The following is a 13620-nucleotide window of genomic DNA, read 5'->3' on the forward strand; positions in this document are numbered from 1 at the left end:
GTGACGTTAGCCGAGCGGCTGCCCCCGGATGACCGTGCCCGGAGCAGCACGGTGCGGACGGCGCCAGCCCCGGACGGCGCGACGATAGGGTGATCATTGATGACACTCTTCCTCGACGGTGTGGCGGATCTCGACCTGAGCCGGTGGGTCCGGCCCGGCGACGGGCTGGTCTGGGGGCAGGCCTGCGCCGAGCCGGTCGCGCTGCTGCGCGCGCTCACCGGGCAGGCGCCGGCGCTGGGGCCGCTGCAGGCGTTCATCGGCGCCGCGTACACCGACGCGTTCGACCCGGTCGCCGCGCCGGACGTCCGGGTGCGCTCCTACGGGGGCAGCGGGCGCAACCGGGCGTGGGTCGAGGCCGGCCTGGTCGAGACGCTGCCGGTGCACTACTCGGCCCTGCCCGGGCTGTTCCGCCGGCGGGTCGTCCCGGCCGACGTCGTCCTGGTCACCGCGAGCGGCCCCGATCCCGAGGGCTGCTACGCGCTGAGCCCGGCCGACGAGTACCTGTCCGCTGCCATCGACACCGCCCGCGTGGTCATCGCCGAGGTGGGGCCGTGGGCACCGCGCATCCCGGGCAGCCGGGTGCTGGACCCTGCGACGCTGGCCGCCGTCGTCCGCACCGACCGGGCGCCGGTCACCCTGGACGCGCCCGAGCCCACCGACGTCGACCTGGCCCTGGCCCGGCAGATCGCGGCGGTGGTGCCCGACGGCGCCGTCCTGCAGGTCGGCATCGGCGCCCTGCCCGCAGCGGTGCTCGCGGCGTTCGGCGAGCACAACGACCTCGGAATCCACTCCGGCCTGTTCGCCGACGGGATGGTCGACCTGGTGGAGAGCGGCGTGGTCACCAACCGGACCAAGCCGCGGGACCGGGGGATCAGCGTCGGCGGGGTGGTGATGGGCGGGGCCCGGCTGCTCAGGTGGCTCGACGGCAACCCGCGGGTGGCACTGCGGGAGACCGGCTACGTGCACGACGTCGCGGTACTGGGCTCGATCCCGCGGTTCACGTCGATCAACACCGCGCTGGAGGTGGATCTCACCGGCCAGGTCAACGCGGAGGTCGTGGGCGGCCGGTACGTCGGGGCGATCGGCGGCATGCTCGACTTCAGCCGGGGCGCCGCCCGCTCCGACGGCGGCCTGCCGATCGTCGCGCTGCCGGCCTCGAGCCGCGGCCGCAGCCGGATCGTCGAGCGGCTGCAGGGACCGGTGACGACCGGCCGCGGGGACGTCGGGATCGTCGTCACCGAGTTCGGCGCCGCCGACCTGCGCGGCCTCTCCCTCGCCGCCCGCCGTGAGGCGCTGCTGGCGATCAGCGACCCCGACTGCGCGCCCGCCTGACCGCCGCCGGCGCCCATGGCCCGATGGTGCCCGACCCCGGGCGGATCGGCCGGCCCGACGACTGCCCGGCCGGCGGTGCGGATGGCCAAGCACGACTTCCTCCACGGCGAGGTGATCCGGCTGGACGGCGCGCTGAGGCCCAGCGCTCGCTGACGGGGAGGTGCCGGACTCGCTACGGTCCGCGGACCACAGTCCTGAGCACACAGCGCCGGGCCGACCCGGCAGGAGGAGGCACCTGGTGAGCGGAGCGGACGGGCAGCGCCGGGTCGCGCTCGTGACCGGCGGGGGGCGCGGCATCGGCGCGGCGATCGCACGCCGGCTGGCCGCGGACGGCTTCGACGTCGCCGTGAACTACCGCCGGGACGAGCAGGCGGCGGCCGAGGTGGTCGCGGCGATCGAGTCGGGCGGGGGCCGGGCGCGCGCCTACCGGGCCGACGTCGCCTCCTACGCGGAGGACCGCGAGCTGGTCGAGCACGTGGTCACCGACCACGGCCGCCTCGACGTGCTGGTCTGCAACGCCGGCATCGCCAGCCGGGGGCGCACCGTCGTCGACACCGACCCGGAGGAGCCGGCCCGGCTGATCGGCGTGCACGCCGTCGGCGCCCACCACCTGGCCGCGCTGGCCCTCCCGCACCTGCGGCAGCAGCCGTGCAGCGACGTCGTGCTGATCTCCAGCATCGCGGCGACCCACCCGGCACCGGGTGGCGCGCCGTACACGATGGCCAAGGCCGCGCTCGAGGCGCTCGGCGCCACGCTCGCGCTGGAGGAGGGCAGGCACGGGGTGCGGGTGAACGTCGTGGCGCCCGGGCTGACGGTCACCGACATGGGTGACCGGCTGGCCCGGGCGGTGACCGGCGTCCCCGGGGCCGCCGACCTCGACGACGCCACGCCGTTCGGCCGGGTGACCCGGCCCGAGGACGTGGCGGGCGTGGTGAGCTTCCTCGTCTCCCCCGACGCGGCGATGGTCACCGGGCAGCGCATCGAGGTCACCAGCGGCAACCCCACGGGGCGGCCCCGTGGCTGATCCGCTCCTCGTCGACGACGACGGTGCCGTCCGGACGCTCACCCTGGACCGGCCGGAGGCCCGCAACGCGCTCTCCGGCGACCTGGTGCGCGCGCTGCCCGCCCGGGTGGCCCGCATCCACGGCGGGACGAGCGAGGTCATGAGGACCATCATCAGCAAGTCGCTGGGCCTCTGACCCGCGACCCTCTCCAGGGAGATCCATGCGCATCGACGGCATCTCGGCACTGGTCACCGGCGGGGCCTCCGGTCTCGGCCTGGCCACCGCGCGGCAGCTGCTGGACAAGGGGGCGGCGTCCGTCGTGCTCCTGGACCTGCCCAGCTCGCCGGGGGAGGAGGCCGCGGCCGGGCTGGGCACGGCGGCGCGCTTCGTCGCCGGCGACATCACCGACGAGGCCGGCGTGGAGGCCGCCCTCGACGCCGCCGAGGAGGCCGGGCCGCTGCGTGCGGTCGTGCACTGCGCCGGCCGCGGGGGCGACCGGGTGCGGATCCTGGACAAGGAACGCATCCCCGGTGCGCTCGACACCTTCGAGCAGGTGCTCAAGGTCAATCTGGTCGGCACCTACAACGTGCTGCGGCTGGCCGCGGCGCGGATGAGCGGCAACGAGATCGAGGACGGCGACCGCGGCGCGATCGTGCTCACCGCGTCGGTGGCCGCGTTCGACGGGCAGATCGGGCAGACGTCGTACTCGGCGTCCAAGGCCGGCGTCCACGGCATCACCCTGGTGGCCGCGCGCGACCTGGCCTCGTGGGCGATCCGGGTGAACACCATCGCCCCCGGGGTCTTCGACACCCCCATGCTGGCGCGGCTGCGCGACGACATCCGCGACGGGCTGGCGGCGTCGGTGCCGCACCCGAGGCGGCTGGGCGACCCGGAGGACTACGCCCACATGGCGGTCAGCCTGCTGGAGAACGGCTACGTCAACGGGCACACCCTCCGGCTGGACGGCGCGATCCGCATGGCGCCGCGATGACCGTTCCGGCAAAACCGCGCCGGGGGTAAATGAGCATCCTTTTCCCTGCTAGCGTGCGGGACATGCAGCCGCCTACCGGCCCGTTGACGGGCCTCCGTGTCGTGGAGCTCGCCGGGCTGGGACCAGCCCCCTACGCCTGCATGCTGCTGGCCGAGCTCGGTGCCGAGGTCGTCAAGGTCGACCGCCCCTCGGGTGCGGCGTCCTCGGTCGCCGACACCGACAAGGAGCTGCTGCACCGCAGCCGGCCGAGCATCGCCGTCGACCTGAAGAACCCGCAGGGGCGCGAGGTCGTCCTGCGGATGATCGAGTCCGCCGACGTCCTCGTCGAGGGCCTGCGCCCCGGCGTCACCGAGCGGCTGGGTCTGGGCCCCGACGAGTGCCTGGCCCGCAACCCCCGCCTGGTCTACGGCCGGATGACCGGCTGGGGCCAGGACGGGCCGTGGGCGCACACTGCCGGGCACGACATCAACTACCTGGGCCTCACCGGCGCCCTGCACGCCATCGGCCCGGCCGAGCGGCCGGTCCCGCCGCTCAACATCGGCGCCGACTTCGGCGGCGGGGCGATGTTCCTGCTGGTCGGCGTCCTCGCCGCGCTGCACGAGCGGACCGCCAGCGGCCGCGGCCAGGTGGTCGACGCGGCGATGGTCGACGGGGCCAGCTCGCTGATCACCATGATGTACGGCTTCCTCGCGGCCGGCCGCTGGGTCGACCGGCGCGAGTCGAACATGCTCGACGGCGGCGCGCCGTTCTACCGCACCTACGCGTGCGCCGACGGCGGGCACATGGCCGTCGGCGCGATCGAGCCGCAGTTCTACGCGCTGTTCCTCGAGGGGCTGGGCCTCGCCGGGCAGCTGCCGGGCGCCCAGCACGACCAGGCGGCGTGGCCGGAGCACCAGCGGCTGATCGCCGAGCGGTTCGCGGAGCGCACGCGCGACGAGTGGGCCGAGGTCTTCGCCGGCACCGATGCGTGCGTCACCCCGGTGCTCGGCCTCACGGAGGCGGCCACCCACCCCCACATGGCGGCGCGGGGCACGTTCCTCGACAACGACGGCACCCCCCAGCCGCAGCCGGCGCCGCGGTTCTCCCGCACGCCCGGGGCCGTGCGCGGCCGGCCCCGCCGGGCCGGCGCCGACACCGTCGACGTGCTCTCCGCCTGGGGCTTCGCCGGCGACGAGCTCAGCACGCTGCTGGAGACCGGTGCGGTCCTCCAGGCACCCCCGGCCGGCGACCAGCCGGCCGGCTGACGAGGAAGAGGTCCTTTCATGGCGGACGAGGTCCGGGTCGAGCGGCGCGACGGCGTGCAGCTCATCACGATCAACCGGCCCGAGGCGAAGAACGCGCTGAATCTGGCGGTCGCCCAGGGGATCGCGGCGGCGGTCGACGAACTCGACGGCGACGACGACCTGCGGGTGGGCGTGCTCACCGGCGCCGGCGGCACCTTCTCGGCCGGCATGGACCTCAAGGGGTTCCTGCGCGGCGAGAGCCCGGCGATCGAGGGTCGCGGCCTGTGCGGCATCACCCAGACCCCGCCGCGCAAGCCGCTCATCGGCGCGGTCGAGGGCTGGGCGCTGGCCGGCGGCTTCGAGCTGCTGCTCGCCTGCGACCTGGTCGTCGCCGCCGAGACCGCGCGGTTCGGCGTCCCCGAGGTCAAGCGGTCGCTCGTGGCCGGCGCCGGGGCGGCGCTGCTGCTGCCGCGCCGCGTGCCCTTCGCGATCGCGCTGGAGCTGCTGCTCACCGGTGACCCGCTGCCGGCGCCGCGGGCGGCGGAGATCGGCCTGGTCAACCGGCTGACGCCGGAAGGGGGCGCGCTGGAGGGGGCGCTCGCGCTCGCCGCCGTCATCGCCGAGAACGGCCCGCTCGCGGTCGCCGCGACCAAGGCGATCGCACGGGGGAGCAGCGACTGGACCCTCGACGAGGGCTGGGGCAAGCAGTCCGAGCTCATGGCCCCGGTCTTCGCCAGCGAGGACGCCCGCGAGGGCGCCACCGCCTTCGCCGAGAAGCGCAAGCCGGTCTGGAAGGGCCGCTGAGCCGGGAGCGCGTCGTCGGACAGCGCGCCCGACAGGTACCGGGGAGCTGCTGGGTCAGTGCCACCATTCCGTGAGGGCGGTGAGGTGCCGGCGCATCCGGTGCCGCGCGAGCCCCTCGTCGCCGGCGATCACCGCGTCGGCGATCCGCCGGTGCACCCACTGCACCTCGGCCAGGGACTCCTCCGGCACCGGCCGGCGACCGGTCTCGGAGTGGCGCCGCCACAGCTCGGTGAGGATGCGCAGGAACAGGGCGAGGACGGGGTTGCCGCCGAGCTCGGACATGACCTGGTGGAAATGGTCGGCCCGGTCCTGGCCGTCGGGATCCCCGGATCCCTCCCAGTCCAAAGCGGCTTCGAGCTCCGCGGCCACGTCCGGGTCGTCGTGCCGGGCCGTCACGCGGGTGAGGACGCCGAGCTCGATCGCGTCGCGGACGGCGACGAGGTCGGCGCCGGAGACCCGCATGTGCGCCAGGTACAGCGCCATGGTCTCGACGATGGCCTGCGGCTCCGGCGTGGTGACGACGAGCCCGCCACCGGGTCCGCGGCGCATGCGGGCCACCGAGTGGTACTCCAGCAGGCGCACGGCCTCGCGCAGCACGGCGCGGCTGATGCCGTAGCGGGTCAGCAGGTCGGTCTCCGAGCCCACGACCTCGCCGACCGGCCAGCCGGCGGCCGCGATGTCGTCGCGCAGCCGGCCGGCCACGACCTCGGCCAGCTTGGCCCGCGGCTGGTCGCCGGGCACGCCGGCGGCCACGGGCCGCGGGGCTCCGGAGGCGCGGGTCCGGTGGTGCGAGCGCATCCAGGCGGCGACGCCGTCGAGGTATTCGCCCAGGCGCGCCTCGGCCCGGCCGCCGTCGCCGGCGATGACCGCATCGGCGATCTCGGCGTGGAAGCGCAGGGCGGCCTCGCGCGCCCGCCGGTAGGCGCGCTCGGTGGCGCCCGAGGGCTCGGAGAACCGTTCGGTCAACCGGATGAGGACGTCGACGAACAGCTGCAGCACCGGGTTGGCGGACAGCTCGCCGAGCACGAGGTGCAGCTGCTCGACCGCGGCCTCGAGGGGCACCTCGTCGACGGTCTCGGCGTCGACCGTCCGGCGGAGCAGGGCGATGCCGTCCTCGGTGAGCCGTTCGGCGGCCAGCCGGGCGGCCAGAGGTTCCAGCAGCCGGCGCGCCTGCATGAGGTCCGCGACGCTGGTGCCGGCGTACTCGAGATAGATGACCAGGGCCCGGGCGGCCGGGCCGGCGTCCGGCGCGACCACGAACAGCCCGCCGTTGGGGCCGCGGCGCATCCGGGCCACCTGGTGGTGCTCCACCAGGCGGACGGCCTCGCGCAGCACCGAGCGGCTGACGCCGTAGCGGGCGCGCAGATCCGGCTCGGAGCCGAGCGACTCCCCGACCGGCCAGCCGCGCCGGACAACTTCGGTCTCGATCCGGCGGGCGACCCGGGCCGCGAGCTTCCCGACCGTGGGGTCGACGCTCCGCTCCGCGGCGGTGGCGTCGTCCGGCACGGCCGCGGACGTGCCGGGGTCGGCGGTCGCCATGGTCGAGCTCCTCGCGAATCGGGGATACTCAGTTTAGGTGCCACCGGACGGGCCGGGCGTCGAGACGGCCTGCCCGTGCCACCGGGTACCCCGATCTCACTCCTCGGGGTGCCCGGCGCCGGGGTCAGCGGGGGGCGAAGCGCTGCCCGGCGTCGAGCCGCAGGCACTGCCCGTTGAGCATCGGGGTGTCCACGATGGTCAGCGCCAGCTGCGCGTACTCCGCGGGCCGCCCCATGCGCTTGGGGATCGCGGCGTCCTCGGTGAGCGCCAGGGCCATCTCGTCGGGCACCTTGGCGGTGATGCCGGTGGGGGACAGGCTCGGCGCGATGGCCAGCACCCGGATGCCCAGCGAGCCGAGATCGCGGGCCGTCGTGAGGCACATGCCGGCGACGGCCGCCTTGGCCGCGGTGTAGGCCACCTGGCCGATCTCGCCCTCGAAAGCGGCGATCGAGGAGGTGTTGTTGATGACGCCGCGCTCGTCGTCCTCGGGCTCGTTGCCGGCCATGTGCGCCGCGGCGAGCCGGGAGATGTTGAACGTGGCGACGGTGTTGAGGTCGAGCACGTCGCGGAAGGCCTGAAGGTCGTGCGGGCCGCTCTTGCCGACGGTCCGTGCGGCGATGCCGCCACCGGCCGTCGTCACGATCGCGTGCAGCCCGCCGAGCTCGCCGACGGCGTCGGCCAGGGCCTGCTCGGTGCCGGCGAAGTCGGTGACGTCGACCGGCAGGAACCGGCCTCCGAAGCCCTTGGCGACGTCCTCACCGCCCGAGCCCGGCCGGTCGAGCACGGCCACGTCGGCGCCGCGGACCGTCGAGAGCGATCCCTTACGGTCGGACCGGTATTCAGGGTACGGATCTGGCCGTATGGTCATGGGGCCAGACCACACCGGACGAGGGGTAGGACATGCGGGACGCAGTGATCGTGGAGGCCGTGCGCACGCCGGTCGGCAAGCGCAACGGTGGGCTCTCGGGCGTGCACCCGGCCGATCTGTCGGCGCACGTGCTCAACGCCCTCGTCGGGCGGGCGGGGGTGGACCCCGCGCTGGTCGACGACGTGATCTGGGGCTGCGTCGGCCAGGTGGGCGAGCAGACCTTCGACATCGCGCGGACCGCCGCGCTGACCGCCGGCTGGCCGGAGACCGTCACCGGCGTGACCGTCGACCGCCAGTGCGGGTCGTCGCAGCAGTCAGTGCACTTCGCCGCGGCGGGGCTGATCGCCGGGCAGTACGACGTCGTGGTCGCCGGTGGCGTGGAGTCGATGAGCCGGGTGCCGATGGGCTCGGCGATCCCCGAAGGCATGGGCTTCCCGTACTCCGAGGCGTACCTGGACCGCTACGACGGCATCCGCCCCAACCAGGGCATCGGCGCGGAGATGATCGCCGAGCAGTGGGGCCTGTCCCGCCAGCAGCTCGACGAGTTCTCCGTCACCTCGCACGAGAAGGCTGCCGCCGCCCGCGCCGAGGGCCGCTTCGACGCCCAGATCGCGCCGGTCACCACCGACGCCGGTCTGGTGCAGCACGACGAGGGCATCCGGGAGTCGACCGTGGAGAAGCTCGGCACCCTCAAGACGGTCTTCAAGCCCGAGGGCGGGGTCATCACCGCCGGCAACTCCTCGCAGATCTCCGACGGCTCCGCCGCACTGCTGATGATGACCAGCGAGAAGGCCCGCGAACTCGGGCTCACCCCGATCGCCCGCGTGCACACCGCCGTGCTGGCCGGTGCCGACCCGGTGATCATGCTGACCGCGCCGATCCCGGCGACCCAGAAGGCGCTGCAGAAGTCCGGCCTCTCGGTCGACGAGATCGGCGCGTTCGAGGTCAACGAGGCCTTCGCCCCGGTGCCGCTGGCCTGGCTGGCCGAGCTCGGCGCCGACGCCAAGGCGGTCAACCCCAACGGTGGTGCGATCGCCCTGGGCCACCCGCTCGGCGGCTCCGGCGCCCGGATCATGACCACGCTGGTGCACCACATGCGCGACAACGGCATCCGCTACGGGCTGCAGACCATGTGCGAGGGCGGCGGCCAGGCCAACGCCACCATCCTCGAGCTGCTCTGATCCGACCCGTCCCGCGAGGGCCGGACGCGGGCAGCCGGCCCGGGTCCGGCCCTCGCCGCGCACCGGGAGCTCCCGTGCTGGTCGAGGAGCACGGCTGGCCCACGACGTCGGTGCGGCCGTGCAATTGCCCGGCCGCACCGACGAGCGGGTGCGCGAGCACCGCACCGCAGCGGGCCTGGCGAGGCGGCGACCGCCGAGCGGGTCGAGGTGGTCGCCGGGTTGCTGCGCACGCCGGAGGGGAGGATCCAGGAGTCCTGCTGCGGCGGTCGGTGACCTGGGAGGCGCTCCGGCCGGTCACACGCCGATCGGCGCCGGCGCGGTGACCATGCCGAAGAGGTCCTTGGGGTCGTCGGGCTCGGCGACGAGGTCGATGCGGTCGACCCACGGCGTCCCCCGGACGGCGTCGCGCAGGTAGCGCAGCGCCGAGAAGTCCTCCACCGCGAAGCCCACCGAGTCGAAGACCGTCACCTGGTCCGCCGAGGTACGTCCCGGCCGGCGGCCGGTGAGGACCTCCCACAGCTCCGTGACGGGGAAGTCGGGCCCGAGGGCCTGGATCTCGCCCTCGACGCGGGTCTGCGGGGTGTACTCGACGAAGACGCCGGCGCGGCGCAGGATCGCCGGGTCGAGCTCGGTCTTGCCCGGACAGTCGCCGCCGATCGCGTTGACGTGCATGCCGGGTTCGACCCAGGCGGCGGGCAGCACGGTGGCCAGCGCCTTGTCCGCGGTGCAGGTGGTCACCACGTCGGCGCCGCGGACCGCGTCACGGCCGGAGCGGGCCAGGGTGACGTCGAGCGCCAGCGGCTCGAGGTTGCGCGCGAGCTTGACCAGCGCGGCCGGGTCGATGTCCCAGGCGGTCACCTCGGCGATGCCCAGCGCGCTCCGCATCGCCAGCGCCTGGAACTCCGCCTGGCTGCCCGCCCCGATCAGGGCCAGGCGCCGGGACCCCGGGCGGGCCAGGGCCGCGGCCGCGACAGCCGAGGCGGCCGCCGTCCGCAGTGCGGTGAGCAGCGTCATCTCGGCGAGGAACACCGGGTAGCCGGTCGACACGTCGGCGAGCGCGCCGAAGGCGGTGACGGTCTGGAAGCCGCGGGCCGGGTTGGCGGGGTGGCCTTTGACGTACTTGAAGGCATAGGTCACCGAGTCGCTGGTGGGCATGAGCTCGATGACGCCGAAGGGCGTGTGGCTGGCCGTGCGCGGCGTCTTGTCGAAGGCCGGCCAGCGGCAGAAGTCCTCGCGGAGGTAGCCGGCGATCCCGGCGACGGCGGCCTCGACCCCGGTCGCGGTGAGCCACCGGACCATGTTGCCCACGCCGACGAACTCGGTCATCCCGTGCGTCCCTCCCGGTGTCCGGACGCCGGGACCGGCCCGGTCCCGGCGTGCGCGACGGTAGGTGCCGTACCCCAGCTTGCCACCGACAGCGGTGATGCGGGCCTCCGCTCGGAGGCATCCGAACGATGCGGCGAGGCCGGCACGACGCCCCGCCATACCGTTATCCCCAACAACAACGCAAACACCGGCAAGACACACCACCGGCAATGAGAGGGAAGACCCCCTCAGGACTCAGTGATCCGCCGGCAGTCGGGGCAGGGGTCGGCCGAGCCCACGCCCCTCGGGCCGTCCCAGCGGCCCTGCACCACGCCGACGGAGGCTCCGCACACGGCCGCCCAGGGAGCCGGCAGATCGGCCGTGGCCCGCAGGACGGCGTGCGCCCGCCCGGTCTCCTGGTCGCGGCCGGCCGCGTGGTCGCTGGTCATGGGCTCCAGCATGCGACCCGCGCGTGCACCCGGATCGAGCGGGTAGCCCAGCGGCCATGGCCACCGCGCGCGACACCGATCCGAGGACCCGGCGGATGCCCACCCGCTCGACCGGCCTGCTGTACGGCCTCGGCTTCGGCGGGTTCGTCGACGGGATCGTGCTGCACCAGATCCTGCAGTGGCACCACATGGTGAGCGCGGTGCCCGGCCGGGAGCCGACGACGCTGGCCGGGCTGGAGGTCAACACGCTGGCCGACGGCTTCTTCCACGTGGCCACCTGGGTGCTCGCCTTCGCCGGCACCATCACCGCGCTGATCGCCTGGCGGCAGGACCGCCTGGCGCCGAGCTGGAGCTTCCACTTCGGCCTCGTCCTCGCCGGGTGGGGCCTGTTCAACCTGGTCGAGGGACTGATCGACCACCAACTCCTCGGCGTCCACCACGTGCGCGACGACCTGGGCGGGCCGCTGAGCTGGGACCTGGGGTTCCTGGCGTCCGGCGTGCTGCTGATCGCGGGCGGCTGGCTGCTGCACCGCCGCGGCGTGCGCGAGCTCGCCCGCCGGAGGGCGGCCCGGCCGGTGGCCTGATCCCTGCGGTGGGCGCCCGCCGAGGGAGGGGGCTCGGGCCTCTTGATCCTCCGCGGAGGCGGAGGCAGGCTGTGACCCAGTTCACAGCATCCGGGGAGGCCCCGTGGAAGCCCACCACCCGGACCGGGCGATCGCCCGGTTCCCGCGTCGTCCAGTGCCCGCCGGGCCGTGCTCCGCGGCGGACGCGGCATGAGCCGGGCGATGGGGAAGGAGACGCCCGCACCGGCGCCGCGGCCGCCGGCGCAGGTGCGCAACGTGGCGCTGGTCGGCCGGGCCGGGGCGGGGAAGACGACGCTCGCCGAGGCGCTCCTCGCCGCCACCGGCGCGGTGGCGCGGCCCGGGCGGGTGGAGGAGGGCACCACCTGCCTCGACAGCGAGGAGGTCGAGGTCCGCCAGCAGCGGTCGGTCTCGCTGGGCGTGGCCGCCGTCGAGCACGCCGGTCACCGGATCACCCTCCTGGACACCCCCGGAGCGCCGGACTTCGTGGGCGAGCTGCGGGCCGGGCTGCGCGCCGCGGACTCGGCGCTGTTCGTCGTCTCCGCGGTGAGCGGGGTCGACGCCGCGACCGTGCAGCTGTGGGAGGAGTGCGCCGCGGTCGGGATGCCGCGCGCCGTCGTCCTCACCCAGATCGACCGGCCGCGGGCCGACGTCGACGAGGCCGTCCGGCTGTGCCAGCTGATGCTGGGGGAGGGGGTCTACCCCCTGCACCTGGTCGACCGCGGGCCCGACGGTGCGGCCCGTGGGCTGGTCTCGCTGCTGGAGCCCGACGTCGACGCGACCCGGGCCGCGAACCCCGATGCCGACCGCCTCCGCGCCGAGCTGATCGAGGGGATCATCGGCGAGAGCGAGGACGAGACGCTCATGGAGCGCTACCTCGCCGGCGACGAGCTGTCCGTGCCCGACCTCGTCGCCGACCTGGAGACCGCCGTCGCCCGGGGCCACTTCCACCCGGTGCTGTGCGTCTCGCCGCTCACGGGGGTGGGCGTCGGGGAGCTGCTCGACCTGCTGGTCGCCGCCTCGCCGTCCCCCCTGGAGCACTGCTGCCCGCCGGTCACCCGGCCCGACGGCTCCCCGGCCCCGGAGCTGTCCTGCGACCCCGACGGCCCGCTGGTGGCCGAGGTCGTGAAGACGACCACCGACCCCTACGTCGGCCGGGTCTCGCTGGTCCGGGTGTTCTCCGGAACCCTGCGGCCGGACGTCGCGGTGCACGTGTCCGGCCACGGCGCGGCCCACCGAGGGCACCCCGACCACGACGCCGACGAGCGAATCGGGGTCCTCTCCGCGCCGCTGGGCGCCGCCCTGCGGCCGGTCGCGGCGTGCCCGGCGGGGGACATCTGCGCCGTCAGCCGGCTCTCGACCGCCGAGACCGGCGACACCCTCAGCTCACCGGAGGACCCCCGGCTCGTGCCCGCGTGGGAGCTCCCCGTCCCGCAGCTGCCGGTCGCGGTCGAGGCCGCCTCGCGGTCCGACGAGGACCGCATGGCCACCGCACTGGCCCGGCTGGTCGCCGAGGACCCCACCGTGCGCCTGGAGCGGCGCGCCGACACCGGCCAGCTGCTGCTGTGGTGCGTCGGGGAGGCGCACGCGGAGGTGCTGCTCGAGCGGCTCCGCAGCCGGCACGGCGTCGCCGTCACCACCGTTCCGGTCCGGGTGCCGCTGGTGGAGACGCTCTGCGGCTCGGGGCGGGTCACCGGCCGGCACGTCAAGCAGTCCGGCGGGCACGGGCAGTACGCGGTCGTCGTCGTCGAGGGCGAGCCCGGGCCGCCGGGGTCCGGCATCGTCTTCGAGCAGCGCATCGTCGGGGGAACGGTGCCCGCTCAGTTCCACGGCAGCGTGGAGAAGGGCATCCGCGCCCAGGCGCAGCGCGGGGTCCACGGGGACCGGCCCCTCGTGGACCTCCGGGTGACCCTGGTCGACGGCAAGGCGCACTCGGTCGACTCCTCCGACGCCGCCTTCCAGGCCGCCGGAGCGCTGGCGCTGCGCGAGCTGGTCGCCGCGGTGGGCACCCGCGTGCTGGAGCCGTGGTGCGAGATCGAGGTCCGGGTGCCCGCCGAGTACGTCGGCGCGGTGATGAGCGACCTGTCGTCCCGGCGGGCCAGAGTGACCGGCAGCGAGGCGGACCCGGACCGGGACCGCACCACGGTGCGCGCGGAGGTGCCCGAGGTAGAACTGCTCGGCTATCCCGGGGTGCTGCGGTCGGTAACCCACGGCACCGCCGTCTTCGACCGGCGCCCCCTCGGCCACGAGCCCGCTCCGGCGACGGTGGCCGTGCCCGCTTGACCGGCGGGGGCCTCGCGGGCGCCCCGGATTCCGCCGCGGAGGCGGTCCGGGTGCGCCGCC

General features: G+C 75.0%; 13 protein-coding genes. 9 read left to right on the forward strand and 4 right to left on the reverse strand.

The window, feature by feature from the left end:
• Nucleotides 1-99: 99 nt before the first annotated feature.
• From ACI790_RS13460 to ACI790_RS13485, 6 genes are all read left to right on the forward strand, one after another.
• Nucleotides 100-1332: an acetyl-CoA hydrolase/transferase family protein gene (locus tag ACI790_RS13460; RefSeq protein ID WP_456570278.1), complete on the forward strand. Its 1233-nt coding sequence runs from the start codon at nucleotides 100-102 to the stop codon at nucleotides 1330-1332.
• A 238-nt stretch (nucleotides 1333-1570) separates the two neighbouring features.
• Nucleotides 1571-2356 (forward strand): SDR family NAD(P)-dependent oxidoreductase, encoded by a 786-nt coding sequence (locus tag ACI790_RS13465; protein ID WP_456570279.1) that lies wholly within the window; start codon nucleotides 1571-1573, stop codon nucleotides 2354-2356.
• Entirely contained in the window at nucleotides 2349-2531 is a 183-nt protein-coding gene (locus ACI790_RS13470; RefSeq protein ID WP_456570280.1) for a hypothetical protein, read from the forward strand. The genes ACI790_RS13465 and ACI790_RS13470 overlap by 8 nt, the downstream gene beginning before the upstream one ends.
• A gap of 25 nt (nucleotides 2532-2556) precedes the next feature.
• The gene (locus ACI790_RS13475; protein ID WP_456570281.1) at nucleotides 2557-3327 is read left to right on the forward strand and encodes an SDR family NAD(P)-dependent oxidoreductase; all 771 of its coding nucleotides are present in this window, start codon (nucleotides 2557-2559) and stop codon (nucleotides 3325-3327) included.
• 62 nt (nucleotides 3328-3389) lie between these two features.
• Nucleotides 3390-4571 (forward strand): CaiB/BaiF CoA transferase family protein, encoded by a 1182-nt coding sequence (locus ACI790_RS13480; RefSeq protein WP_456570282.1) that lies wholly within the window; start codon nucleotides 3390-3392, stop codon nucleotides 4569-4571.
• An 18-nt stretch (nucleotides 4572-4589) separates the two neighbouring features.
• Nucleotides 4590-5354: a crotonase/enoyl-CoA hydratase family protein gene (locus tag ACI790_RS13485; RefSeq protein WP_456570283.1), complete on the forward strand. Its 765-nt coding sequence runs from the start codon at nucleotides 4590-4592 to the stop codon at nucleotides 5352-5354.
• 54 nt (nucleotides 5355-5408) lie between these two features.
• Here the strand turns inward: ACI790_RS13485 and ACI790_RS13490 are convergent, their stop codons facing one another.
• Nucleotides 5409-6893, reverse strand: coding sequence for a FadR/GntR family transcriptional regulator (locus ACI790_RS13490; RefSeq protein ID WP_456570284.1), 1485 nt, complete (start codon nucleotides 6891-6893; stop codon nucleotides 5409-5411).
• Between the two features lie 124 nt (nucleotides 6894-7017).
• Nucleotides 7018-7683, reverse strand: coding sequence for an SDR family oxidoreductase (locus tag ACI790_RS13495; RefSeq protein ID WP_456570285.1), 666 nt, complete (start codon nucleotides 7681-7683; stop codon nucleotides 7018-7020).
• Nucleotides 7684-7793: 110 nt separating this feature from the next.
• Between ACI790_RS13495 and ACI790_RS13500 the strand changes: the two genes are divergently transcribed.
• Nucleotides 7794-8942 (forward strand): thiolase family protein, encoded by a 1149-nt coding sequence (locus ACI790_RS13500; protein WP_456570286.1) that lies wholly within the window; start codon nucleotides 7794-7796, stop codon nucleotides 8940-8942.
• A gap of 294 nt (nucleotides 8943-9236) precedes the next feature.
• On the opposite strand, the gene ACI790_RS13505 is transcribed toward ACI790_RS13500, so the two are convergent.
• Together ACI790_RS13505 and ACI790_RS13510 are read right to left on the reverse strand one after the other, a co-directional pair.
• Nucleotides 9237-10268 (reverse strand): ornithine cyclodeaminase, encoded by a 1032-nt coding sequence (locus ACI790_RS13505; RefSeq protein WP_456570287.1) that lies wholly within the window; start codon nucleotides 10266-10268, stop codon nucleotides 9237-9239.
• Nucleotides 10269-10495: 227 nt separating this feature from the next.
• Complete coding sequence (locus tag ACI790_RS13510; RefSeq protein WP_456570288.1) at nucleotides 10496-10696, reverse strand: hypothetical protein; 201 nt, start codon at nucleotides 10694-10696, stop codon at nucleotides 10496-10498.
• Nucleotides 10697-10752: 56 nt separating this feature from the next.
• Here ACI790_RS13510 and ACI790_RS13515 point away from each other — a divergent pair, with 56 nt between their 5' ends.
• Both ACI790_RS13515 and ACI790_RS13520 read left to right on the forward strand, forming a co-directional pair.
• Nucleotides 10753-11280: a DUF2243 domain-containing protein gene (locus ACI790_RS13515; RefSeq protein ID WP_456570289.1), complete on the forward strand. Its 528-nt coding sequence runs from the start codon at nucleotides 10753-10755 to the stop codon at nucleotides 11278-11280.
• 189 nt (nucleotides 11281-11469) lie between these two features.
• Entirely contained in the window at nucleotides 11470-13560 is a 2091-nt protein-coding gene (locus ACI790_RS13520; protein WP_456570290.1) for an elongation factor G-like protein EF-G2, read from the forward strand.
• Nucleotides 13561-13620 lie beyond the last annotated feature (60 nt).

The sequence above is a fragment of the Blastococcus sp. SYSU DS0539 genome, from assembly GCF_054050855.1.

Bases quoted from the DNA above. Each gene is read 5' to 3' on its own strand.
- ACI790_RS13485 (WP_456570283.1), top strand. From the start codon at position 4,590: ATGGCGGACGAGGTCCGGGTCGAGCGGCGCGACGGCGTGCAGCTCATC.
- ACI790_RS13475 (WP_456570281.1), top strand. From the start codon at position 2,557: ATGCGCATCGACGGCATCTCGGCACTGGTCACCGGCGGGGCCTCCGGT.
- ACI790_RS13515 (WP_456570289.1), top strand. From the start codon at position 10,753: ATGGCCACCGCGCGCGACACCGATCCGAGGACCCGGCGGATGCCCACC.
- ACI790_RS13500 (WP_456570286.1), top strand. From the start codon at position 7,794: ATGCGGGACGCAGTGATCGTGGAGGCCGTGCGCACGCCGGTCGGCAAG.
- ACI790_RS13490 (WP_456570284.1), bottom strand. From the start codon at position 6,893: ATGGCGACCGCCGACCCCGGCACGTCCGCGGCCGTGCCGGACGACGCC.
- ACI790_RS13520 (WP_456570290.1), top strand. From the start codon at position 11,470: ATGAGCCGGGCGATGGGGAAGGAGACGCCCGCACCGGCGCCGCGGCCG.
- ACI790_RS13510 (WP_456570288.1), bottom strand. From the start codon at position 10,696: ATGACCAGCGACCACGCGGCCGGCCGCGACCAGGAGACCGGGCGGGCG.
- ACI790_RS13505 (WP_456570287.1), bottom strand. From the start codon at position 10,268: ATGACCGAGTTCGTCGGCGTGGGCAACATGGTCCGGTGGCTCACCGCG.
- ACI790_RS13460 (WP_456570278.1), top strand. From the start codon at position 100: ATGACACTCTTCCTCGACGGTGTGGCGGATCTCGACCTGAGCCGGTGG.
- ACI790_RS13480 (WP_456570282.1), top strand. From the start codon at position 3,390: ATGCAGCCGCCTACCGGCCCGTTGACGGGCCTCCGTGTCGTGGAGCTC.